Origin of the sequence: Acinetobacter sp. YH12254, assembly GCF_013417415.1 — a bacterium.
Taxonomy (GTDB): domain Bacteria; phylum Pseudomonadota; class Gammaproteobacteria; order Pseudomonadales; family Moraxellaceae; genus Acinetobacter; species Acinetobacter pseudolwoffii.
The window spans coordinates 22,097-47,181 of the sequence record NZ_VPEB01000010.1 but is presented as its reverse complement, the minus strand read 5'-3'; the positions used below and the strand labels follow the sequence as shown (position 1 = coordinate 47,181).

22 protein-coding genes are annotated in these 25,085 nt (G+C 42.2%); 13 read left to right on the top strand and 9 right to left on the bottom strand.

What is annotated here, in order from left to right; all coding sequences use genetic code 11:
- The first annotated feature begins 24 nt into the window (after positions 1–24).
- The 5 genes from FTV29_RS09380 (at position 25) to FTV29_RS09360 (ending at position 5,993) form a co-directional block, all read left to right on the top strand.
- The gene (locus FTV29_RS09380; RefSeq protein WP_005170778.1) at positions 25–1,773 is read left to right on the top strand and encodes a SulP family inorganic anion transporter; all 1,749 of its coding nucleotides are present in this window, start codon (positions 25–27) and stop codon (positions 1,771–1,773) included.
- Between the two features lie 328 nt (positions 1,774–2,101).
- Positions 2,102–3,298, top strand: coding sequence for a serine/threonine transporter SstT (sstT, locus tag FTV29_RS09375; RefSeq protein ID WP_005170774.1), 1,197 nt, complete (start codon positions 2,102–2,104; stop codon positions 3,296–3,298).
- Positions 3,299–3,340: 42 nt separating this feature from the next.
- Positions 3,341–4,015, top strand: a complete 675-nt coding sequence (locus FTV29_RS09370; protein WP_005170772.1) for a YoaK family protein — start codon at positions 3,341–3,343, stop codon at positions 4,013–4,015.
- Between the two features lie 15 nt (positions 4,016–4,030).
- Positions 4,031–4,567, top strand: coding sequence for a DUF2058 domain-containing protein (locus FTV29_RS09365; RefSeq protein WP_005096992.1), 537 nt, complete (start codon positions 4,031–4,033; stop codon positions 4,565–4,567).
- Between the two features lie 187 nt (positions 4,568–4,754).
- Positions 4,755–5,993: a mechanosensitive ion channel family protein gene (locus tag FTV29_RS09360; RefSeq protein ID WP_180075409.1), complete on the top strand. Its 1,239-nt coding sequence runs from the start codon at positions 4,755–4,757 to the stop codon at positions 5,991–5,993.
- Positions 5,994–6,124: 131 nt separating this feature from the next.
- On the opposite strand, the gene FTV29_RS09355 is transcribed toward FTV29_RS09360, so the two are convergent.
- The gene (locus FTV29_RS09355) at positions 6,125–6,781 is read right to left on the bottom strand and encodes a hypothetical protein (protein ID WP_074382742.1); all 657 of its coding nucleotides are present in this window, start codon (positions 6,779–6,781) and stop codon (positions 6,125–6,127) included.
- A 207-nt stretch (positions 6,782–6,988) separates the two neighbouring features.
- Here FTV29_RS09355 and FTV29_RS09350 point away from each other — a divergent pair, with 207 nt between their 5' ends.
- From FTV29_RS09350 to FTV29_RS09330, 5 genes are all read left to right on the top strand, one after another.
- Entirely contained in the window at positions 6,989–8,842 is a 1,854-nt protein-coding gene (locus tag FTV29_RS09350; RefSeq protein WP_005096995.1) for an ABC transporter ATP-binding protein, read from the top strand.
- Positions 8,842–9,291, top strand: coding sequence for a MaoC/PaaZ C-terminal domain-containing protein (locus FTV29_RS09345; RefSeq protein WP_005096996.1), 450 nt, complete (start codon positions 8,842–8,844; stop codon positions 9,289–9,291). The genes FTV29_RS09350 and FTV29_RS09345 overlap by 1 nt, the downstream gene beginning before the upstream one ends.
- 151 nt (positions 9,292–9,442) lie before the next feature.
- Positions 9,443–10,471 (top strand): AraC family transcriptional regulator, encoded by a 1,029-nt coding sequence (locus tag FTV29_RS09340; RefSeq protein ID WP_100354802.1) that lies wholly within the window; start codon positions 9,443–9,445, stop codon positions 10,469–10,471.
- A gap of 82 nt (positions 10,472–10,553) precedes the next feature.
- On the top strand, positions 10,554–10,928 hold the full coding sequence (gene gcvH, locus FTV29_RS09335) for a glycine cleavage system protein GcvH (RefSeq protein WP_005097000.1): 375 nt from the start codon (positions 10,554–10,556) through the stop codon (positions 10,926–10,928).
- Positions 10,929–11,170: 242 nt separating this feature from the next.
- Entirely contained in the window at positions 11,171–12,355 is a 1,185-nt protein-coding gene (locus FTV29_RS09330) for an MFS transporter (RefSeq protein ID WP_074382740.1), read from the top strand.
- A gap of 55 nt (positions 12,356–12,410) precedes the next feature.
- Here the strand turns inward: FTV29_RS09330 and FTV29_RS09325 are convergent, their stop codons facing one another.
- The 4 genes from FTV29_RS09325 to FTV29_RS09310 form a co-directional block, all read right to left on the bottom strand.
- Positions 12,411–13,607: a PilT/PilU family type 4a pilus ATPase gene (locus FTV29_RS09325; protein WP_180075408.1), complete on the bottom strand. Its 1,197-nt coding sequence runs from the start codon at positions 13,605–13,607 to the stop codon at positions 12,411–12,413.
- 251 nt (positions 13,608–13,858) lie between these two features.
- The gene (locus FTV29_RS09320; RefSeq protein ID WP_074382738.1) at positions 13,859–14,908 is read right to left on the bottom strand and encodes a 3-deoxy-7-phosphoheptulonate synthase; all 1,050 of its coding nucleotides are present in this window, start codon (positions 14,906–14,908) and stop codon (positions 13,859–13,861) included.
- Between the two features lie 514 nt (positions 14,909–15,422).
- Positions 15,423–15,953 carry a hypothetical protein gene (locus FTV29_RS09315; protein ID WP_005097004.1) on the bottom strand — a complete coding sequence of 177 codons (531 nt, stop codon included), beginning with the start codon at positions 15,951–15,953 and terminating at the stop codon, positions 15,423–15,425.
- A 210-nt stretch (positions 15,954–16,163) separates the two neighbouring features.
- Complete coding sequence (locus tag FTV29_RS09310) at positions 16,164–17,276, bottom strand: S-(hydroxymethyl)glutathione dehydrogenase/class III alcohol dehydrogenase (RefSeq protein ID WP_005170751.1); 1,113 nt, start codon at positions 17,274–17,276, stop codon at positions 16,164–16,166.
- Between the two features lie 120 nt (positions 17,277–17,396).
- Between FTV29_RS09310 and FTV29_RS09305 the strand changes: the two genes are divergently transcribed.
- A complete protein-coding gene (locus FTV29_RS09305) occupies positions 17,397–18,953 on the top strand; it encodes a phospholipase D family protein (protein WP_100328581.1) in 1,557 nt (518 codons plus the stop codon).
- A 168-nt stretch (positions 18,954–19,121) separates the two neighbouring features.
- Positions 19,122–19,559 carry a hypothetical protein gene (locus FTV29_RS09300; protein ID WP_005170745.1) on the top strand — a complete coding sequence of 146 codons (438 nt, stop codon included), beginning with the start codon at positions 19,122–19,124 and terminating at the stop codon, positions 19,557–19,559.
- 275 nt (positions 19,560–19,834) lie between these two features.
- On the opposite strand, the gene FTV29_RS09295 is transcribed toward FTV29_RS09300, so the two are convergent.
- Both FTV29_RS09295 and FTV29_RS09290 read right to left on the bottom strand, forming a co-directional pair.
- Positions 19,835–20,419: a uracil-DNA glycosylase family protein gene (locus FTV29_RS09295; protein ID WP_005170739.1), complete on the bottom strand. Its 585-nt coding sequence runs from the start codon at positions 20,417–20,419 to the stop codon at positions 19,835–19,837.
- Positions 20,420–20,451: 32 nt separating this feature from the next.
- Positions 20,452–21,162: an SGNH/GDSL hydrolase family protein gene (locus FTV29_RS09290; RefSeq protein WP_005097011.1), complete on the bottom strand. Its 711-nt coding sequence runs from the start codon at positions 21,160–21,162 to the stop codon at positions 20,452–20,454.
- A 179-nt stretch (positions 21,163–21,341) separates the two neighbouring features.
- Between FTV29_RS09290 and FTV29_RS09285 the strand changes: the two genes are divergently transcribed.
- Positions 21,342–22,712, top strand: coding sequence for an alpha/beta hydrolase-fold protein (locus tag FTV29_RS09285; RefSeq protein WP_257224498.1), 1,371 nt, complete (start codon positions 21,342–21,344; stop codon positions 22,710–22,712).
- 41 nt (positions 22,713–22,753) lie between these two features.
- On the opposite strand, the gene FTV29_RS09280 is transcribed toward FTV29_RS09285, so the two are convergent.
- On the bottom strand, positions 22,754–23,815 hold the full coding sequence (locus tag FTV29_RS09280; RefSeq protein WP_074382733.1) for a fatty acid desaturase: 1,062 nt from the start codon (positions 23,813–23,815) through the stop codon (positions 22,754–22,756).
- A 481-nt stretch (positions 23,816–24,296) separates the two neighbouring features.
- The gene (locus FTV29_RS09275) at positions 24,297–25,040 is read right to left on the bottom strand and encodes an SDR family oxidoreductase (protein ID WP_005097014.1); all 744 of its coding nucleotides are present in this window, start codon (positions 25,038–25,040) and stop codon (positions 24,297–24,299) included.
- Between the last annotated feature and the right edge of the window lie 45 nt (positions 25,041–25,085).

Sequence of the window (25,085 nt, the reverse complement as noted above, 5' to 3'; positions counted from 1 at the left end):
TATATTTGTGATTTAGACCTTTTTATGCCAAATTCCAAGTCTAAACTTCTGCATAGACTGCCTGCCTGGGCATGGTTAAGCGACTATACGCCGGTCAAATTTAAATCCGATGTGCTGGCCGCACTGATTGTCGTGGCGATGCTGGTTCCTCAGGGGATGGCTTATGCCATGCTGGCCGGTTTACCGCCGATCATGGGCTTATATGCCAGCATCCTGCCAATGATCATTTATGCGTTGCTCGGTGGCAGTTCGACTTTATCGATTGGCCCGGTGGCGATCATTTCAATGATGACTTTTGCCACGCTCAATCCACTGTTTGAAGTCGGCTCACCGGTCTATATCGAAGCTGCGACCTTATTAGCACTCATGGTCGGTATTATTTCCCTGCTCTTGGGATTATTCCGTTTCGGTTTCTTAATTCAGCTGATCAGTCATCCGGTCATTCAGAGCTTTATTATTGCCTCGGCACTATTAATTGCTTTTGGACAATTGAAGTTCTTGGTCGACCTGCCCTTAAAAGCCAATAACATTCCAGAATTTACAACAAGTCTCCTGGAGTATCTGCCGCTCCTGCATTTACCAAGCCTGTTATTTGGCCTGTTGTCGATGGCTTTACTGATCTATCTGCCCAAGTTGCTAAAATCTCAGGCAGTACAAAGCCGGATCGGCTCTACAGATTTTCTGGTACGGGCTGTGCCTCTCATTCTGGTATGTCTCGGGATTGCAGCGATTGTATTTCTGAATTTAAAGGGCCAAGGCATTAAAACAGTGGGTGCAATCCCGTCCGGTTTTCCGCCCTTGTCTTTTCCGCACTGGAACTGGGAACTGGTCATGACCTTGTTACCGGGTGCCAGCATGATCGCCATGATCAGCTTTGTGGAATCACTGTCAATTGCTCAAGCCACAGCCTTGCAACAACGCAGTCATTTAAACAGTAATCAGGAATTGATTGCCTTGGGGATTGCCAATATCAGTGCAGGCGTCAGTTCAGCCTTTCCGGTTACTGGCAGTCTGTCGCGTACCGTGGTCAATGCCGATGCCGGTGCCAAATCCCCCATGGCAGGAGTTTTGTCCTCCATTCTGATTATTTTCGTCAGCCTGTTCTTTACCGGATTTTTTGAAGATCTGCCCCTGACCATTCTGGCCGCCACGATTATTGTTTCCATCTGGAAACTGGTCGATTTTCGGCCTTTCTTTGATGCCTGGCGTTATTCTAAAGCCGATGGTATTGCCATGTGGATTACCTTTCTGGGTGTGGTGCTGATTGATATTTCCACTGGCCTGATTATTGGGATCATATCGACGTTTATCCTGATGTTATGGCGAATCAGTCGTCCGCATATTGCAGTGCTCGGACTGGTCGAAGGTACACAGCATTTTCGTAATATTCAGCGTCATCAAGTCAGTACCTCCGATCGGGTGCTGTCACTGCGGATTGATGAAAATCTGACTTTTCTGAATGCCAATAGCTTCAAAGGTTATCTGATCAATCAGATGAGCCTGAATGACAAGTTGCAACATGTGATTTTAAATTGCTCCAGTATCAGTGCCATTGATTTAAGCGCTTTGGAAATGCTGGAGGATTTAAATGCGGAATTGGCCAAACTGAACATTCGACTGCATTTTGCCGAAGTGAAAGGCCCGGTGATGGACAAGCTACAAGCCTCGAAGCTGATGATTCATCTGAGTGGCCACATTTATCTGACTCATTTTCAGGCAATTCGGGACTTGGCTCCAGAAATCTTTGAGCAGCATAAAGACTATACGATTTAGGACAGCAGATCGTTAAACTTATGGCCGGAGATTCAAACCGGTCATGACGCCAAACTTTTTTAAATTTTCAAATATAATTTGAATTTATCGATTTAACTTTGATATTTATTTCATGAATATAACTTTAAAAGAGATGATTTATTCAGCATCTTTAGATTGTTTTTTCAAATAAAAGTATTCTTTTATATTGATTAATTTTAGAATAAATCAATTATATCAATAACTTGTTTTTTATATAAAAATATATTTCAAGCCTTGTTTAAATTAAGTATAAAATAGCGCAACTTTTTCCCAAATTTAGCCCTCGTAATTTTCACAAGGCAATCTTATGTTTTCTGCCCTTATGCGTATGAGCCTAGTCTCTCGAATCATCATCGCCATTATTTTAGGTGTAGGTGTGGCTGTGGTATTTCCCGAAGCTACTCCCTCATTAAGCCTATTGGGCGACCTGTTTATTAAAGCCTTGAAATCTGTTGCACCGATTCTGGTTTTCATTTTAGTTTTAGCTTCTATCGCAAATTTTAAAGTGGGGCAATCCAACACCGCCATTAAACCGATTATGATGATGTATGCGGTAGGTATGTTCCTTGCTGCACTCAGTGCTGTCGTTTCGAGTATGTTATTTCCAAGTACGCTGTTTCTGGATATTGCTGCACAAGCGGACTTACAGCCACCTGGCAGTCTGGTAGAAATCCTGAAGAATCTGCTGCTTAGCTTTGTCGCCAACCCGGTCGTTGCTATTGCTGAAGCAAATTTCATTGGCGTTCTGGCCTGGTCTGTGGCATTGGGCATCGCCTTCCGTCATGCATCGGATACCACCAAGACCCTTTTGAATGATGCCGCCTTTGCGGTTAATTATGTGATTCGTTTAGTGATCAGTTTTGCACCTGTGGGTATTTTTGGTCTGGTTGCGGTGACTTTTGCTGAATCCGGTCTGGATACGCTGACCAGTTATGCACATTTACTTGCGGTACTATTAGGTACGATGGCTTTTGTTGCACTGGTAATTAACCCAATGTTGGTGGCTTTAGTGACGCGTCACAACCCCTATCCACTCGTCTTTACCTGCTTGCGTGAAAGTGGCATTACCGCCTTCTTTACCCGTAGTTCGGCAGCCAACATTCCCGTCAATCTGGATCTGGCAAAACGTCTAGGCGTCAAAGAATCAACCGCAAGTATCGCGATTCCTCTCGGTGCTGCGATCAATATGGCTGGGGCATCGGTCACCATTACCGTATTGTCACTGGCAACGGTAAATACCTTGGGCATTAGCGTAGATTTCACCACCATGCTAATTCTTTCCGTAGTAGCAACCATCTCGGCCTGTGGTGCTTCAGGTGTGGCCGGTGGTTCATTATTGTTGATTCCTTTGGCCTGTGGTCTGTTTGGTATTTCTTCGGATATCGCTATGCAAGTGGTCGCGATTGGTATGGTAATCAGTGTATTGCAGGATTCTACTGAAACTGCTTTAAACTCGTCTACGGATGTTTTATTTACCACAGCAGTAGACCGCGCATCAAATTGATTTTATATTGAATAATCAAAATTTTTTGCCAATGATGTTGTTATGCCATTACAGCGTTTACCTACCTGGATACAATTAGGGGCGTTCTTTCTTGCGGTGAATGCCGGCATGATTAACGTCCTGGGTCTGGTGACGGTATTACACCAGTCTGTTTCACATATGACCGGTAATGTCAGTATGCTGGCCATGGCGCTGCTGGACTGGCAGCCAGACATGATGCTATATCTGCTTCTGGTCACACTCTGCTATGTCATTGGTTCTCTGTATAGCGGGCTGATTCTAGGAAATAGTCACTTTCGCTTGGGACGACTTTATGGTTACCCTTTAAGCCTGGTGGCTTTTTTTATTCTGATCTGCTGGTTATTATTGCCCTATTTCCCGCGCTATGCCCTGTTATGGGCCTGTGTCGCGATGGGTCTGCAAAATGCCATGGTCAGCCATTATAAAGGTGCCATTATTCGCACCACGCATTTATCTGGTGTACTGACCGACCTTGGCTTGGCCATGGGTTACCGTTTACGCGGCTTAGATGTAGAACCACGCCGAGTCGTTTTACATTTACTTATTTTGCTCGGTTTTTTAAGCGGTGGTATTCTTGCCAGCTGGCTTTATCCTTATTTAAAATTAAATGCATTCCTGATCCCGGCAGGGCTGAGCCTGATGCTCAGTCTGATTTACTGGGTGATTTATTTACGTTATCGACATCAACACGATTAATTTCTGGACATTCTCATGGTTAAAAATGCATTGCAGGCACAATTGTTAAAGGCAGGTTTGGTCGATAATAAAAAAGCCAAAAAACTGTCTAAACAGGCTGTGCATGAAAAACGCACCGGTGATAGCACCGAGGCTGAAATCAAGGCGAAGATTGAGCAAGACAAGCAGCAGAAACTGGCCAAAGACCAAGCCATCGAGTTAGAGAAAAAAGCGGCCTTACAGGAAAAAGAACTGAAAGCCGCGATCATCCAGATGATTAACCAGCACAAAATCCGCGATACGGATGGTGATGCGGTGTATCAGTTTATTGATGACAGCAAGATCAAGAAGGTTTACCTGAACCAGCAGATCTATAATGCACTGGTGGCAGGCAGTCTGGTGATTGCACGTGAAAATGACAGTTATGTGTTCTTGCCTAAGGCTTTGGGAGATCGTATTAATGCCAAGATGCAAGGCTTTATCATTGTGAATAATTCAGAGAAAAATGAACAAATTACCGATGAAGAAGATCCGTATGCAGCCTATGTCATTCCGGATGACCTGATGTGGTAAGTTATTATTAGTATTTGATATCATACTAAACCGGCTTAGGCCGGTTTTTTTATATCAGATCACAGTCTAAAAGCTATTTCAGGTAAACACTTTCCAAAGATATGTATTAAAAGTTTAATTAAAATTAAAAAACTCAGCTTAAAGCTATAAACTCTTTCACAATTTTAACAGTGTGAGAAAAGATAAGTTGGAACAGTTTAAGGTTGTCCAGAATATACAAGTGTGGGCAGATCAATATCCCTGGCTAGAAATGCTCTCTTCATTGAGCATTGTGATTTTACTGGCAATTATTGCAAATTTATTTGCCAAACAAGTCGTTGTTCGCGGAATTCGTAAACTGATTTCCAAAATGCCTTTTGCACATAATGAAATCATTGCTGAGCATAGCGTGATCCGCCATATTGCCAATATTGTGCCGGCCATTGTGATTATGAATGGAATTACCACCGTTCCGCATTTATCAGACAAGGTCGAGACCTTTATCCAGATGGGTGCGCAGGCCTTTATCTTCCTGACCATTGCCCTGGCGATTGGCGAATTGCTGAATATTTTTAACCTGATTTATCAGCGCAATCCGAAATCGCGTAACAAGCCGATTAAAGGCTATTTGCAACTGGTCAAGCTGATCATCTTCATCGTTTGTGGTTTGATGATTCTGGGGACTTTCCTCAAGAAAGATGTCTTTACCTTGCTGGCCGGTTTTGGTGCCATGGCTGCGGTACTGATGCTGGTGTTCCAAAATACCATCCTATCGCTGGTGGCTTCGGTACAGATTTCCTCTTATGACATGGTGCGTATTGGTGACTGGATTGAAATGCCATCTTTAAATGCGGACGGCGATGTCATTGATATGTCATTACACACCATTACCGTGCAGAACTTTGATAAAACAGTCACCACCATTCCGACCAATAAACTGGTGACGGATACCTTTAAAAACTGGCGTGGCATGCAGGAAGCCGGTGCGCGCCGGATTAAACGTTCCATTCATGTCGATCAGAGCAGCGTGCATTTCATGTCAGCTGAGGAACAGAACAAGCTGAAAGAATTTATTCTGCTGGATCAATATCTAAATACCAAAACTGAAGAACTGCAGCAATTTAACTTGCAGCTCAGCCATCATTCGCAATATAACCAGCGCCGTCTGACCAATCTGGGGACTTTCCGTGCCTATGTGGAGTTTTATCTGCAACAGCATCCGGGAATTAGTAAAAATCACTCGCTGATGGTTCGTCAGTTACAACCGACCAGTGAAGGTTTGCCTCTGGAAATTTATGCATTTACCAATACCACGGTCTGGGTCGAGTATGAAAATATCCAGTCGGATATTCTGGATCACCTGTTGGCGATTATTCCTGAATTTGGCCTAAAAGTGTATCAGGCACCTTCAGGTTTCGACCTCAAGGAATCTTTTAGCGTTTCCTGAAAAGCTGCGACAATCTTCAAATAAAATAAAAGCCTGAAACTGGCTACAGTTTCAGGCTTTTGATTGGCCTGATTAAATAAAAATATAAAAATCGACAACTTAAACAAATATTAGATTGGGTATTGAGATGCTCAGGCTGAGATTGCAGACGCTTGCAGCTGCATCAGTTCTTGTAGCATTTTATAAAAATCATGTTCTGAGTCGAACTGCTCTTCACAGATCCTTTCGCCGTTTAATAATAAATGATGATAGCTTTGATGTTCATAAATCACCGTGTTTAGAAACTGTGCACCGGGCATATGCTTGAGCAGATGCTGTGTCTGTTTCATTTCTGCAAGTTGCTGCTGTTCAGGAATCTTATTCAATACCGTATAAATTTTTAATTGAGTATTATATTGTGCGATCCCAATCGCCAATTGCACCAGTTCGGTTTCAAGCCGGATATCTTCTGGATTGATGGAACTGGGAATAATCAGCTTATCTGCATGTTTCAGGACTGAACGCAAGGCAGATGTATCCTGCCCGTCAATATCAACAATAATATAGGCGAACTGCTGTTTCAGTATCTCCAGACGATGATCCAGACTACGACCATCTTGTTTTAAGATATCCAGATGCTCGAAAGAAAATTGTTTATTTTTCAGATTTGCCCATTCATAACCATAGGGTTCCAGATTGGCATCAATGAGCAAGGTCGCGCCTTGCCCACGTAATAACTCAGTGATATACATCGCAATTGTGGTTTTTCCTGAGCCTCGTTTACGGCTGGCCACTACCCAAATACTCATCTTTAAGCTCTCTCGTTTTTGATTCTTTTTATGAGGAAAAATGGTTTAAACTTTAATATAATTATGGATTTAGAATTACGTATCTGGCATGAAAAGTAAAGTCTGATTTGGATAATAATTTTGTGGCTATTTCATCTAATCCTAGGCTTAAAAAAATTCAATCCTTTATAATCACTACAAAGCAAAATGCATGATAAGAGTACGATAATGTTTCGATGGCTTGAAAGACTGGTTGATCCCTATCCCACCAAAAACCTGAATCAACCTTTACCGACCAAGTTTTTTCCATTTGTCTGGCAGGCAGCCTACGGTGTGCGCCGTTATTTGCTGATTCTGGTGCTGTGTACGGCCGGTGCTGCCAGCTTTGAAGCCTTACTCTACTCAAAAATTGGCGATCTGGTAAATTGGCTCAGCAAAAGCCAGCCAGATACTTTTCTGGAACAACATGCCAGCAACCTAACCTTGCTGAGCATTATCCTGCTGGCCAATATTTTCTTTGCCAGTGCCCAATCCCTGATCAAGCACCAGATTTTGTATAGCAACTTTCCGATGCGTTTACGCTGGCGCTTTCATAATTTACTGATGAAACAAAGTCTGGATTTTTTCCATAATGATTTTGCCGGACGTTTATCTGCCAAAGTCATGCAAACGGCGCTGGCCATCCGGGAATTCTGGGTCATTTTGGGAGATATGCTGGCCTATGTGCTGATTTATTTCGTCACCATCAATATCGTTTTAGGCAATATTTCTCCCTATTTAGTTATCCCTTTGATGGTGTGGCTACTGCTATTTATCTGTGCGGCCTGGTACTTTATTCCGCGTTTAAGCAAGATTTCCAAGTCACAGGCCGATGCGCGTGCCGTCATGACCGGCCGTGTCACCGATGCCTATACCAATATCCAGACTGTCAAGCTGTTTGCCCATGCTGGTCGAGAAAGCCAGTATGCTAAAACCTCCATGCAGGAATTTATGGTCACGGTTTACAAACAGATGCGTCTGGGGGCTCAGTATGAAATCAGTATTTTATTTCTGAGCATTATTCTCTATGGCGGTGTGTTGGGTACGGCCATCTGGCTATGGATGGAAGGACAGGCCGAATTGGGCATTATTGCAGCCACCACGGCCATGATACTCAAACTGAACAGTATTGCCGAGTTTATGATGTGGCAGACCTCTGCCCTGTTTGAAAATGTCGGGACCATTCAGGATGGTATGAAAACTTTAGGCCGCAAGATTGCCATTGAAGATAAACCCAATGCCAAAGAGCTACAGCTTCAGCATGGTGAAATTAAATTCGACAATGTCAGCTTTGCCTATAATGATAAAAATGTCATTGACCAGTTTAACCTGACCATTCGCCCGGGTGAAAAAATCGGGATTGTGGGACGTTCAGGCGCAGGTAAATCGACCCTGATTCAGTTATTGCTGCATTTTTATCATCTTGACCAAGGTCGTATTTTAATCGATGGGCAGAACATTGAAGATGTGACGCAGGACAGTTTGCGTAAGAACATTGCTTTAGTGACTCAAGACACTTCGCTGCTGCATCGTACCGTTGCAGAGAACATCAAATATGGTCGTCCTGATGCAACCGATCAAGAGATGTATGAAGCGGTACGTAAAGCCAAAGCAGAAGAGTTTATTCCTCATCTGACCGACTTACGCGGCAAAAGAGGCTATGAGGCTTATGTCGGTGAGCGTGGTGTAAAACTTTCTGGTGGTCAACGTCAACGTGTTGCAATCGCACGGGTATTTCTAAAAGATGCACCCATTCTGATTCTGGATGAAGCCACCAGTGCGCTGGATTCTGAAGTCGAAGCGGCCATTCAAAACAGCCTCGATGATCTGATGCAAGGCAAAACCGTAATTGCCATTGCGCATCGTTTATCGACAATTGCCCAGATGGATCGCCTGATTGTAATGGATCAAGGCAAAATTGCCGAGCAAGGTACCCATGATGAACTGGTAGCATTAAATGGAATCTACGCCCAGCTTTGGCAGCGTCAAACGGGCGGATTACTGATACAACAACAGATCAAAGCAACGAAGGATCGTGAATAATGCTGTATTTGGAAGATTTGAACATCGCTGACCGCTTTAGCAGCCGTAAATATCATATGGGACTGGAAGAAATTCAAAATTTTGCCCGGGCTTATGACCCACAAGTCTTTCATACTGATGAACAGCAAGCTGCAGCCCATCCGGTATTTCAGGGAATTGCCGCCAGTGGTTGGCATACTGCGGCAGTGGTTATGCGCTTGTGGACTGAATGTTTTCCTGTGGCTTATGGGCTCATTGGTTCAGAGTCGCATCTGCGTTGGCCTTGTCCGACCCGCCCCGGGGATGAGATTCACGTCGAAGTCGAAATCATGGATATTCAGCCCTCCAGAAGCAAAACTGACCGTGGGATCGTTAGCTACCAGACGCAGGCATTTGACCAGCATCATAAAATGATTTTTAGTTCAACCACTAAAATTGTGGTATTTAAACGAGGATTTTCTCCGGTTTAAATTGATTTTTAGGCGAAATTCAGGCTAATCTGCCACAATGATTGTGGCAATAGCCAAAACTTTGTCCAACAATTTTAATGAAAAAAATGGCAGTTTCATGCCAATATCAGACCATAAATAAAAAAATTTAAGTGAGTGCAACGGATCGCGCATGAAAACAATTGCTCCACGCCAAGATCATGGAATTCCAGGTGTATACGCTCTTTTGCTGCTCGATGTCATTTCCCGCTGGGGATATAATGACGAATCGTTGTTCAAGCCCTTTGGCCTGAGTACGGAGCAGCTGGCGGATCCTGATTTTCGCATCCCGACACCTGTGGCCAATGAACTGGTCAAACATGCCCTCAAGCTGAGCGGTGAACCGACACTTGGTTATCATCTGGGTACCCAGATGCGGATTTCTATTCATGGTTTTATTGGCTATGCCATCATGACGGCCAAGGATATTACCGATGCATTAGTACTGGCCAACCGTTTCATCCAGCTGCGTATGCCCTTTTTACAGCTATTCTTTTCGACCTTTGGTGCCAAGGCTACAGTCCAGTTGCAAACCGATATTCAGCTGGAACCCTTACGCACCGAAATCTCGATTGCACTGATTTTTGGCATGATCAGTATGGCCAAGGCCATTACCGGAATTGATTATGCCGCTGGAGAAATCGATTTTGATTTCAAAAAACCGGAAGGCTTTGAACGCTTTATGGCCAAATTTCCACATCATCAGTTTCGCTTTGAACAGCCGCATTTGATCTTGAGTTTTGATAAGAGCTACCTGATGAACAAGCTGGTGCATGCCGATCCGATTGCCAGCCAGATTGCAATTAACCAGTGTGAAACTGAACTCTCGGCCTTGGGCGAGCGACACCGGATTGCGATGCGGGTCCGTGATATTCTGACCCATTCCGAGCAGCATTATCTGAGTATTGAAAGTGTGGCAGATCGTCTGCATATGTCCGACCGCACCCTAAAACGTCAGCTGGCGGCTGAAGGTACCTCTTTTTCTACGCTGGTCGATGAAGTACGCTACCGGCATGCGACGTCGTTATTGTCCCGGACCGACTTTAGCTTGGAACAGATTGCTGATGAACTTGGTTATAGTGATGTCGCCAATTTTAGCCGGGCATTTAAACGCTGGAGTGGTCGCAGCCCGAGCAACTGGCGCAAAGATCCTTATTTATAAAGGGTCATAAGCCTTTTGTTTTGGCCAAAAAGAATGTATAAAACATGTCAAAAATGATCTAAAGATTTTTAAGGAGTTATCAATGAATCATCCTTCAGAATTAAAGTACGCAAGTACGCATGAATGGGTACGCATTGAGGGTGATCTTGTTGTGACCGGTATTTCCGACCATGCACAGGATGCATTAGGTGATTTGGTCTATGTAGAGGCACCAGATCTTGATTCACACATCACTGCGGGTCAGCAAGCCGGTGTAGTTGAATCGGTCAAAACTGCGTCTGATATTCATGCACCTGTTTCTGGTATTGTTGTTGAAATCAATCCTGATCTTGAAGATGATCCTGATTTTATTAATGACGATCCCTATGGCAAAGGCTGGATCTATAAAATCAAACCAGACAATATGTCAGATGTTGAACACCTGCTTTCCAATACAGCATATGAAGCTGGCCTATAAACCCGCTTATATTTAGAAAATCAGCCTGCGGGCTGATTTTTTTTATGCCATAGATATTGTTCCGCTTTCCCAATCGGCTTCAATTACATATATTCATATTAAAATATTATTGTATTTTTCACGTATATTTCCTAAAGTACTGAACAGGATGCGCTGCACTCCTGAATATGCCACACTTATTTATAACAATAATTCCCCCATTCTAAGACCAGCGTCTCATCACCCATCATTTTAGGATAATCATGAATGCCATTGTAGCGCCGTTATGGACCAAGTCATTTGTACTGTGTCTGGCCAACAACCTGTTTTTATTTATTTTCTATTTTGCGCAAACCACAATTCTGCCGATTTATATCTTAAAGGAATTAGGTGGTAATCTGACCCAAGCTGGTCTGGCCATGACCTTATTTATGGTCTCTGCCATTGCAGTACGTCCTTTTAGTGGCTTAATTATCGAAAAATTTGGCATACGCAAAACTTTAATTGTCTCAGAAATATTTTTCAGTCTTTTTTCCTTAGCTTACCTGCTCGCTGATCAGCTCACGATTCTGTTTATCATCCGTTTCTTGCATGGCATCTGGTTTAGTATTCTGACCACAGCCTGTGTGCCGGTGGTCAACCAGTTTATTCCAGAACAGCGTAAAGGCGAAGGCATGGGTTATTTTGTCATGTCTGTCAATCTGGGAATTGTCTTGGGGCCTTTAATTGGTCTGAGCTTGATTGAATATTGGTCTTATTTTCAGGTCAGCACCTTGTTGATCGCTTTGGTTTTTATCGGCTTTATCTTCTGTTTACTGATTCCGGTCAAAGAGCCTGAAAAAATGATCGACCACACCGACAAGAAAACATCACTAGGGCTGACTGATTTTGTCGAAAAGAAAGCACTGCCTGTGGCAGGACTTGCCATGCTGATTTCCTTTTCTTATGCCAGCATCATGTCTTTTATCGCGCCATTTGCAGCCAGTAAGGATTTAATGGCCTATGCCGGTTTATTCTTTGTGGTATTTGCAATTTCCATGATGAGCCTGCGTCCGATCACTGGAAAAATTTATGACCGCAAAGGTCCACAATACGTGATTTATCCGGCACTGCTGGCTTTTAGTCTGGGTCTGTTTTTACTGAGCCAGATTCAGACTTTATGGGGTTTTATGCTGGCTGCGGTTCTGGTCGGAGTCGGTTTTGGTAGTGTGCAACCGTGCATTCAAACCTTAGCCATTCAACGTGCACCAAAACACCGGATTGGCTACGCAACTTCGACTTTTTATACCTGCTATGATCTGGGTATTGCCATTGGCTCAGTCCTGATCGGTGCTATCATTGCAGCTTATAGTTATCAAACTGCTTTTGTGATTTGTGCCGTCTTGACCCTAAGTAGTATGGGATATTTTCATCTGGTGGTTCAGGCTAAAGCAGTCAAAAATAGCTAACCCAAAACAGGCAGAATTCAAATCTACCTGTTTTGATTGTTTCCCAAGACAGTCTTTATTCAGCTACAGCTTGATTTTCTGCTGATTTTTCTTCAGGTTTTGGTTTTTGTAGCATAGAAAACTGCGTACTTTCTCCGACTGCTGCATTATCCTGACGATTACTTTTTAGCTTGATCTGTAAGCGTAATTCATTGGTGGAGTCGGCATTGCGTAACGCTTCCTCATAAGAAATTTCGCCCTGGTTATACAATTCAAATAAGGCCTGGTCAAAGGTTTGCATCCCCAATTCACGGGATTTTGCCATAATCGCTTTCAGCTCATGAAACTCACCTTTCAAAATCAGGTCGGAAATCAATGGCGTATTTAACATGATTTCAATCGCTGCACGACGGCCTTTACCATCCTGCGTCCGAATCAGACGCTGGGAAATAATCGCCTTCATATTCGAGGATAAATCCATCAATAACTGATTGCGGCGCTCTTCCGGGAAGAAGTTAATAATCCGGTCTAAAGTCTGATTGGCATTGTTGGAGTGCAAAGTTCCCAGACAAAGATGCCCGGTTTCGGCAAAAGCAATCGCATGTTCCATGGTTTCAGTATCACGAATTTCCCCGATCAGAATCACATCGGGTGCCTGACGCAAGGTATTTTTCAGCGCATTGTGCCAGGAATGACAGTCCACACCGACTTCACGATGCGTAATCATGGATTTTTTATGTTTATGTACATACTCCACCGGATCTTCCACGGTAATAATATGCCCGGCTGAATTTTCATTGCGGTAGTCAATCATCGCCGCGAGCGAGGTTGACTTTCCTGAGCCGGTTCCCCCGACCACCAGCACCAGACCACGTTTCTCCATAATCACATGTTTAAGTGAATCAGGAAGTTTGAGCTTCTGGAAATTTGGAATTTCTGCGGTAATAGTACGAATCACCATACCAACATTCAGTTGTTGCTGGAACACGTTAACCCGAAAACGCGAAACACCCGGCACAGTGATAGCAAAGTTGCACTCCAGTTCTGTTTCAAATTCCTTGCGCTGCTTTTGATTCATCAGGCTATAGGCAAACAGCTTGGTTTTTTCAGCCGTCAGTTCTTGCTGTCCAAAAGGCTTCATTAAACCCTGATGTTTAATACTCGGTGGAAAGTCGGCGGTAATAAATAAATCTGAACCACCATATTCGACCACTTTGGTCAGCATGTGGTGCATGAATTTTCGTGCTTCTTCTAAGAGCTCTGTTGCAAACATCAAGATCCCCAAACAACCTGCCATGACATTAAATTATTGAAAAAAAGGTTATATATTCAAATGGATATATTCTCTTTTAATTGTGTAGGGATTTATAAGAGGACACAAACAGATTTTATTTATTTTATAAAATTTATCATCTTATTTGTGTGATGTATTTCATGTTAAGTCAATTTACTGGGAAGCACTTTAAGCTTCTAAAATAAAATGCACTTTCACCAAACCTGTTCAGAGAAAGTGCTTTTAAAGCTTTATGCACTGCGTTTTAGACAGCGAAGCGATAAATGCTGAGCAATGCCAAGCAACAACTGTTCAGTTTTTACCCAGCCCAGACATCCATCAGTAACTGATTGACCATACACCATCTCTGCAGAAATTTTCTGGTTGCCATCCACCAAGTGACTTTCCAGCATTACGCCGCGAACATTGGTCTGCAGGCGTTCTGCGACGATTTGCTCCAGCACTTTAGCTTGCAGCATTGGATTTTTTGCACTGTTGCCATGACTACAGTCAATCACCAGTGCTGGCAATTCTGCTGAGTGTTTCGCTTTGATTTTCTCGATTTCTGAGCACTGGTAATTCGGCCCACTGTTTGAGCCACGTAAAATCAAATGTGCTTTAGGATTGCCCTGAGAGTTTAAAATACAGGGTAAACCGGACTGACTCATGCCTAGGAATTGATGCGGATGAGAGGCAGACTGGATTGCATCCAGAGCAATCTGGATTGAACCGTCAGTGCCGTTTTTGAAACCGATGCTGTAGGGCATGTGACTTGAGATTTCACGGTGAATTTGCGATTCACTAGTGCGTGCGCCAATGGCACCCCAAGCCAGTAGATCATCAAAATAAGCAGTTGCCATCGGACTTAAAATTTCAGATGCAATTGGCAAGCCCATTTCAATAATTTTAAGGTATAAAGCACGGGATTTTTCCAGGCCCAATTGCATATTGGAAGAACCATCGAGGTTCGGATCGTAAAGAAAACCTTTCCAGCCCACGGTCGTGCGTGGTTTTTCGATATAAGCACGCATGACCAGAAAAATTTGATCAGACACCTGGGCTTGTAGCTGTTTTAATTTTTCTGCATATTCTAGAGCCGAGGCTTCGTCATGAATGGAACACGGGCCTGTAACCACCATTAAACGATGGTCCTTGCCTTCTAATATATTTTGAATGGTTTGACGTTGTTCAGCGACTTGATGAGCCAATTGCGCAGACAGGGGCAATTGCTGTTTCAGTTGCTGAGGTAAAGTTAAAATGGTTTCAGCGTGATGTTGTTGTGATGTATTTAAGGTATTCATGACTTTAATCCTGGGACTGGCAATCAGTCCAAACTTTTATTTGAGCGTTATGGGTCTAATTAACGAGGTCGAGAGTGTCATGAGCTGACTAAAGTAAGACCAATAAAAGTTGTTAAAATATGAATAGTTAAAGTTTGTCATGGCTGTCTCCAAAGTTTTGTAAAAATGATAAGCATAAAAAAACCTGATCAGGGTTGCCGATCAGGTATAAACTGGTGGGCAACCTGTTCATTGCCCAAACGCATTCAGGCAATTATCTAAACTGCCAGAAATAAAAATATGCGTTTGAAATGATAGGTTGCTTTAACATGTTATGTCTTTCATAAAATGTGAATCTAAAATTAAAATACGCGGTCTCTGCGCATTTGACAAGCATTAAATATAAAAAAATATTTATTAACTTTTCTACTTTTATTTATCAATTTACTGAATAGTGTTGAATATCGATAAAATTGGCAAAACCTGTAAATTTAATATAGGTCTTGCCAATCAAATTCAATACACAGATTAAAAATTAGTGTGTAACGCGATTCCAGGCATCACGTACCGCATATTTCGCCTGTTCCCAGTTTAAACGCGATTGGCCCTTCATCTGTTCCCATTTTACTCTAAGCTCAGGTTCAACATCTTCAAAACGGGTATTGGCATCATAGCTGCCGCGGTTTTCATAACCGACCCGATACGCCGTATCATAATCACGGTCATAATCCAGATCGCTATAGGTGGTACGAGCCTCTGAATAGTATGGTGTATTAATGGAATTATCACGCCAATAAGCTTGTTCTTCTGTTGGGTTCATCGCTTCGCCGACACCCTTACCTGCCAGACCGCCGACCACTGCACCAACAACCCCACCCACAGCTGCACCTACAGGGCCACCTGCTGCACCAATGGCTACACCTGCTGCTGCGCCACCTGCAGCGCCTACACCTGTACCAACAGGGTGTGCGCCCGGTTCACCGGTAATTGGATCGGCATTTAAATCATCACGCACATCTTTAGGAGAGTTTTTTATTACATCACGATCAAAATTATCATTCGACATAGCGCTTATCCTTATTCTTTAAAATGGTTTAATCACGTATTTTGATACGCTCTATTTAATATAAGCATCTCGAATGTAATGACATTAGCAGCTTTGTGTTAGTTCAGTGATTCTCTGTCAGGCTTTCATGCACTAATGTATCCTGAATTAAGTGAAACGCACATAAAAAAGACCGGTATTAAACCAGTCTTTTCAAAATCAAACGCTCACTTATTCAAAATGAATAACGGTACGAATTGATTTGCCTTCATGCATCAGGTCAAAAGCATCATTGATCTGTTCAAGCGGCATGGTATGCGTCACAAAAGGTTCAAGTTGAATTTCACCTTTCATGGATTGTTCTACCATGCTTGGTAATTGTGAACGACCCTTCACTCCACCGAATGCAGTCCCCATCCATTTACGGCCTGTGACTAACTGGAATGGACGGGTGGAAATTTCTTTACCTGCTCCAGCGACTCCAATAATCACCGACTGACCCCAGCCACGGTGCGCACATTCAAGCGCTGAACGCATTACATCAACATTACCGATACATTCAAATGAATGGTCTACGCCCCAACCCGTCATTTCTACAATTACCTGCTGGATTGGCTGATCAAATTCTTTTGGATTTAAGAAATCTGTGGCACCAAACTGTTTTGCCAGTTCAAACTTATCCGGATTGGTGTCTACCACAATAATACGACCTGCTTTGGCCTGACGTGCACCTTGTACCACAGCCAGACCGATACCACCTAAACCGAATACTGCAACACTGTCGCCTTCTTGGACTTTGGCCGTGTTATGCACCGCACCAATACCAGTGGTTACGCCACAGCCGAGCAGGCAGACATGCTCATGATTGGCTTCAGGATTGATTTTTGCCAGGGAAACTTCAGCAACCACGGTATATTCAGAAAAGGTTGAGCAGCCCATATAATGATAAATCGGCTCACCATTATAAGAAAAACGTGTGGTTCCATCCGGCATGACACCCTTACCTTGAGTTGCACGCACAGCCACACACAAGTTGGTTTTGCCAGATTGACAGAACAAGCATTCGCCACATTCAGCAGTATAAAGCGGAATTACGTGATCGCCCGGTTTCAGACTGGTGACACCTTCACCAACTTCGACCACCACACCTGCGCCTTCATGGCCTAAAATCGCCGGAAATACGCCTTCAGGATCTTCACCAGACAACGTGAATGCATCGGTATGACACACTCCGGTATGGCTAATTTTTACCAATACTTCACCTGCTTTGGGTGGAGCAACATCTACTTCCACGATCTTTAAGGGCTGACCTGGACCAAACGCAACCGCTGCACGTGATTTCATGTAAAACTATCCTTTTTTGCTGATTTACAGATGACTAACAGTAACCTCTTTCTATTCGGAGATTCAACTATTAACATCAGAAGATAAGGAATAAAAAATCCTATAATTAATGGAACATCAATGACTAACCCTTCACCTTTTGTTTGTTTGAACATTTTAACTTTGAGCATGATTCTTTCTGGCTGCGAACTGGCTGCAAATACTGCTGAACAAGCAGAAATCACGCCGGTTCGACCTGCGCACTGGATTGATAATCAAATTTCAAAACAGCAGATGAATGAAGGAAAAACTGCTTTTTTACCACTCTATGATGGTTTTATGAGTATGGCCGCACGTTTGCACCTGATCAATAAAGCCCAATATCATCTGGATCTGCAATATTACATCTGGAAGGATGATTTTATCGGCAACATAATGCTGGCCCAGCTGTTAAAAGCCGCAGATCGCGGTGTCAAGGTGCGAGTGCAGATTGATGACCAAAATGGCACCCAGCTTGATGATAAACTGCTGGCCTTAAGCCAACACCCAAACTTTGAAGTGCGGATTTTTAATCCTTATAAATTCCGTCATTTACGTGCGCTGGATTATGGCTTTAGAATGAAACAGATCAATCATCGCATGCACAATAAACTGATCATTGCAGACGGTACCGCAGCTGTCACTGGTGGCCGTAATATCAGCAGTGAATACTTTGATGCCAGCGAAAATTTCCAGTTTACCGATGTCGATATTTTCTTTGCAGGTCAACCCGTAGAAAATGCCAATCAGACCTTCATCAATTTCTGGAATGATAAGCTGAGTTATGATGTTCGGCAGATTCTGAATGATTCAGGTCATCCGGAAATGTTAAAAAGGCTAAGAGCTGATTTTGCGCGCGAAGAAGTGGATGAAACTGAATTAAAACGCCGAGTAGGCATTGCCGAAAAACAAGTTGCAGAGCACTTAAAGAAACAACCCATTTACTGGGCACAGGCTTATTTTGTCGCGGATACACCCGCAAAAGCACGTCCTCATGCAAAAAATGGCGATTATATTTACACCCATATGCTTGAACTGATGGGCGAGCCGAAAAATCATCTGGAACTGGTCTCCTCGTATTTTATTCCCACACAAAAAGGCACAGATTATTTAAGTATGCGTGCACAACAGGGTGTCAAAATTAGAATCCTGACCAATTCTTTTCAGGCCAATGATGTAGCTGTGGTACATGCTTATTATCAGCAATATCGTCAGCAGCTCTTGAAAAATGGCATCGAACTCTGGGAGTTTAAACCGTATATAGTCCGGCCAGAACGGACTTGGTATGAAATTATGACTGGTGACATCATCCCGGCCAAAAATAAAAACAGTTCGAGTCTACATGCCAAATTTTTTGATCTGGATGGTATGGTGTTTGTGGGTTCATTTAATTTTGATCCGCGTTCAGCTTATCTGAACACCGAAGTCGGTTTGGTGGTTAAATCGGAAGATTTTCAAAAGGAAATCTCTAATGCGATGAATCAATTTTTACCGCGCGTGGCCTATCAGCTCAAACTAAATGAAAAAGATGAAATAATCTGGTTAGAACATCAAAAAGATGGCCGTACTATTCAGCATGTACATGACCCTGAAACCACAAAATTTCAGCGTTTTATGATGAATCTGGTGACAAAATTCCCCGGGGAATGGCTAATGTAATGACATTGTAATGACTTTGGTATTACACAACGTACAGAATCTATTTTCCGGGCATGGTAGCGTCAAGTCATCTGGTGCTATCATCGCTTAAAGGGTTTTACAGGCGATTAGCCTTGCTTTAAAATTCAACTTTTCCAATATTTTGCGATTTTTTCGCCCTCTACTCCCATGCAATTTTTTGATTTAAGCCGTCAGTTTAAATTCAGTGATATTCTGACGCCTGTAAAAACTCTCCATGATTTATCTCAGCAAGAATGGTATTTGGCCAAAATTCGGGTAGAACATGATTGTCTGTCTGAATCCGATATTATTCAGGGTCAAGTTGTTCTAAAATCCAGTGAAAATATACAGCTCGAGTTAGAGTGGTTGATTCACGATAGCGGTCATGATTTACAGGTATTATTCAAAGGTGTCGAAACTGAAGCGCTTGAAGAAACCTGCGTGATCTTAAAAGGCGCACAACTAGTCGATGAACAACAGCAATTGCTCTCTGCACAGGCGCTCAGTTTATGGATTGATGGGACGTTATTGCCGATGTTGCCAGAGATCCGTCAGGAAATTAAAACCCGTTTAAACCTGTGGGACTATGTGGAATATCAGGATTGAGCAGTGATTTAGCATTGAAATAAATATAGGGTGACCACATTCACCCTTTTTTATGTGTGAATGTTCTTAAACCAATGAATGCCGAGTATAGCATCCAGCAATAAGACTCTGCTTAAATCATGTCAGCCTGTTCATTATAAAAATAATGAGAAAATAGCAATATAATCACCAAAATTCAGAACAACCTCTTGTTTTAAAAATTCTTACATATTCTAAGTTTAACTAAGAAAAAATCAGAGTGAGCTTCGATTTCATTAATTTTCTCCTGTCATCCGCTAGACCAGTCCAACATCTAAAAAGAGTTGTCGATAAGCTTCAGCTTTTCTATCTAAAGCCAGAGGATAAGCTCGAGATGAAGATGGCATTCGATATAAATGCAGTTCGCGTCCTTCCAGGTTGGTTTGCGTCGGCTCTCCAATTTTGGGCTTTTCTGCATCTTCAGGCATAGACAGCATCATGGTATCGGTGGCTTTATCACCGGTGGTCATAATGTAGGTACATTCTGGGATCTGTAGCAATAAATCCTTTAAATTGGTCGGTACCACAATTTCCAGAAACTTATCTGAAGCATTGCCCGTCAGCCGTCTGATCTGAGAGGCACTATCAAAAATCGCAATTCCAGTCTCCAATAGAAATTCACGGATCAATGATTCCTGAAATTTTTTATTCTCAATATCCAGAAAGTAATCTTTATTTTGAAAGAAAATTAAACCAAAAATCCGCCACATATCGTTTTGATAATTTGGATAATAAAAATTCATTTTCCAGCGAGTTGCTGGTGGTGGAAAACTACCCAACATCAGTAATTTGGCATTTGGCGGTAAAAAAGGCGGTAATGGATGCGTTTCAATATCAGACATAGAATTCCTTAAATTGAGAACTTTCAACTATTTTAGAGTGTCTGCCGAATCTTGCTAGCCACTTCTTGTCCCCAAAGTGTATAAACTTCCTTACTCGGATGAAAACCATCTGCAGCCATTTCTAAATTCATGGCACGATATTTTTCAATATCATATTCAATCCATTGCATGCTGTCTTGGCTTGCTACGAATTTCGCCAGTTGCTGATTCATTTTTTTGGCATATTGTCCAAATAACCAGGCCAAAGGATTTGGTAATGCCGGGAACATATTCATGGGTGGCACACCTGCTGCAATGACCAATTCAGGACTGAATTTTTGCTGAATCATAGCATATAGTTTTTTCTGTTTTTGAATCCAGATATCAGCCGGCATGAGCTTGGTTACATCATTTACACCAACTGAGCTAATGACCACATCAAAATGTTCTGTCTCCAGTTGTTCTATGGCACGAATCACTTTAGCTGTGCTATCCCCTGTTTTTGCATGCAATTTCCATTGAATTTTAAAGTTATGCTGCAAATCTTTTAAAATGGCGCCCAGCAATGCATCATCCTGATGCTCTACCCCAACGCCGGCAGCCGCAGAATCGCCGACAATCAGTATAGAAAGCGGCTGGCCTTGACCGCACGTTCCTTCACGTTCACCCTCCGGTTCTGGGAGTTGCACAGTGTTTTTTTTGACGCGATTGCCCTGAATTACCAATGCTGGAATTAATGCAAGAGTCGATATTTTCAGCCACATAAATCTATACTTTAAATATAAAACAATGAATTAGAACTTTATTGTAACCTGTCATGCTATGAATTTTGATAAAACATCATGTAAATAATTGAATAAATATATAAAAATAATTGAAAGACAAATCTGTGTTTATAATTGATAATAATTATCATTACTTTTTTAAACTAACAGGGGATGATTTGAAATACTTATACTTAAGCACACTCTTACTAAGCGCACTATCATTACATAGTTTGGCAGATTCACCTTCCTCAATGGAGCAAGCACCTTATGCTGCAGCGTGTGAAGCAGTTCAACCCGAAAGCGACCTGTTAAAAAGTTTACAGCAGCAATTAAAGCAGTATCCTGAAAACCGAGCCGGATTAATCCAACAATTCTGGGAAAAAGTGCAAAATCAAACTACACCGATTATTGAGCCACTTGATCAGGATCATGTTCGACTGATTTTTTTATGGAAAGCAGCCAAACATAATGTGCGTCTGGTCGGTGGCCCGAGTAATGATCATGAATGGTTGACTCGCCTGCCCGATACCGAGATCTGGTTTAAGGAAAATATTGTGAACCGTCGCTATATCGGCAGTTATAGTTTTGCAGTGGATTTACCAAATCTGGAGGGTTATCTATCGAATTACTGTGCACATTTAAACCCAGAACTCAAAGAACCCCGGGCGCAGCGCCGTGCTGTATTGCAGGTATTACAACTTGATCCATTGAATCCAAAACGCTGGCTTAAAGAAAATACTGCCTCTAAACTGAGGAATGAAAATATTATCGCCCTGGATCAAGCCCCTCCCTTTATCGATCCTAAACGCTATCCAGATCATCCGCAGCCTGAACTAAAACGTTATCAGCTATCCAGCCAGTTTTTAAAAAATCAACGTCGCGTTGAAATCTATCAATCTAAAAAAACTGCACAACAATCTTATATCACGGCTATTTTCTTTGATGGAAATGAATATGCCCATTTGCTTGATGTGCCAAAAGTGCTGGATATTCTGGTGGAACAAGGCAAACTTCCACCGATTCAAGCGGTTTTTTTACATGCACCGAATAGTGAACTTCGTCCTAAAGAGCTGACACCAAACCCGAGATTTTCAGGTTTTTTTAATCAGGAATTTTTGCCTTGGCTCGATCAGAAAATTGTACGTGATAAGCAAAAAACAGTTCTTCTCGGTTCCAGTTTGGGAGGGCTGAGTGCAGCTTATCTTGCCTTGGAAAATCCGCAGCACATTAGTCATGCTGTGCCTTTATCCGGCTCGTTCTGGTGGTCACCTGAACCACACTCAAAAATCAATGGTATGAATCAATTGATTCATAACTTAAAGAATCAGCCTCAACAGTATTTTCATATTTCAGCGAATCGTTATGAATCCTCGCGTACCAACAATGACTTAAGTATTCTGGAAACGTCACCCATCGTGGCACAAGCTTTAAAATCCAAAGGGCATGAGGTCAGATATCAGGTTTATGAAGGCGCACATTCCTATGCAATTTGGCAGATGATATTACAAGATGCTTTGCTGCACTTCTTTGCAAATTCCAAAGAATAGATAAAAAAATCCTGCATTTGCAGGATTTTTTTAATTCAGTTTTATTTTGTTTGAATATCATTCCAGCGGTTTAAACGTTTAAATGTGCCTAGGTCATTAAAACGTACGCCCACTTCTTTCATCACTTTATGCGCCGTTTTCGAGGTCATTTGACGAATATAAAAAGGCTCTTTAACGACAAAGTGATGAATCGCATGCGTGGCCCCAAAGTTGCAGCAGAACAACTGAAATGGCATCATCCACCAAGGCGTCAGTACTTGTGTTTGCTTGATGACATCCCTCGGATCAATATCGCCATAATAATGCATATTCGAGCTGACAAATTGCAGGCTAAATGAACGGATAAAATTGGGAATCAGCCAGATGACTGCAATAAAATTAATGATTGGCATTGCTTCGATTACGACTTGCGACCAGCGCATCTCATAGCCAAATAAAGGCACGATTGCATTTGAAACATGGAACACGACAAATAAATAGAACAAGCCATAATAAAGAATGCTTAATGGCACAAAGCCCAATAGCTGGGAAATCATGGCAATTTTACGTTCTTTTTCAGGCTGTTTTTCCAGAAAAAGATGGATCATTTTAAACATCTGGAAAGGACGCAGATAAACCGACATCAATTGATCACTGATGATCAAAATCCGGCGAATTCCCCACGGCATACCATTACTGATTCCACGTTCTTCCAGATCATGTTCAGTTCCAGAATATTTATGATGATGCAGGTGTAAACGACGACGTGCCCACGGACTAATGGTATTTGGACGCGCCAACCACACCAAAGCCAGCATCAAGTGATGTGCCCAGGGCGTTTTTTTGAAATACATATAATGAATTAAGTCATGCTCTAATTCATGCGTCAGTGAAGCAAAAATTGCAATTAAAGGAATCGTCAGCCATACAGAAAGATAGCCATAGGCATAGGCCAATGCGCATAAAACCATACCGATCCAGGCAAAACCGAGAATACTGGCACCAATAAAATTTTGATGTTTCAATATTGGATAACGGTTACGTAAATCTTCACCTGCCTGTGTCACCACAGTTCTAACTTTGGAGATACGCTGCTGGTCTGTCATCTCTGAAGATGTAGACATATAGAGAACCTTTAATTTCTGGACAGTTGCACATTAAAGGAAATTAAAAAAAAGAGAAGTGATCTTTTGACTGTCCGAGCGAGTATGTCCAAGTTTTGGACAATTTTGGCACTTTTTCTAAGATGAATAAAAATACAGGGAGGTCATGCGTAATTTTTTATGAGATTCAGTCTCTAAAAAATCTGTTTTTTAACAGAAATTTATCTCTATATTAATTAAACTTGGTTTGCCTTGAAATAATAAATATTTCATTATTAAAAGCTTATCAAACTACCTGATCCTGATTAATCGAATTAACGAGCTTTGTTTTCTTTACACAGGATAGTGCATGTATTTGGCACATTTTTATCTGTAACTTTGATAACGTCAGCATTAGCGTTGACTTTGCAAAGCAATTTTTTCAAGTGAAATTACCAGCAAAAAAATTTCTGAAGTTCTAGAAAAGTAAAAAGCCCCTTATGGAGCTTTTAGATTTTAAATCTTAGCCTAATTTATTCACCAATTTCAGCGGCAATATTTTCATCGCCAGACCCAATGGCAGCCATGGCCATTTTGGCACATAAGCCTTTACTGGCGCTTTTTCAATTTCAGCAGCAAGTAAACGCGATCCGGTTTTTTCATCCACTTCAAATGGCAGTTTCTTGGCGCCTTCATTAAGTTCGGTACGAATATAGCCCGGGAAAATTGTGGTGACTTTGATTGGTGTATCAATCAGTTCGGCACGAATCCCTTCGGCCAGATGTGCAACACCTGCCTTACTTGCACCATAAGCGGTTAAATGTTTAGGCATACCGCGCATGGCACTCATTGAAGAAATCATGACCAGATGGCCTGAATTTTGCGCCCGGAAAATCTCTACTGCTGCTTCACATTGTGCCAAGGCCGAAATGAAATTGGTTTCAACTGTGGCCTTATTAATGGCAAAGTTGCCCTTGCCAATACGACGGCCTTCACCGACTCCGGCATTGACAATCACTCGGTCAATCGTGCCAAAATCTTGTTTAAAAGCACGAAATACGTCAAAGACCTGATCATAATTAGTGACATCTAAAGTTTTAGCAATTACTTGAATGCCGTATTGACTCTCCAACTCTTGTTTAAGTATTTCCAAACGATCCAGGCGACGCGCGCAGATGGCCAGGTTATAGCCTTTCTGAGCAAATTCGCGTGCCATACCTGCACCAATTCCTGAACTTGCACCAGTAATTAAAATTGTTTTTGCCATGTGTTTTACCTTATTCCTTTATTTTTCTAAGCAATCAGATTTGCA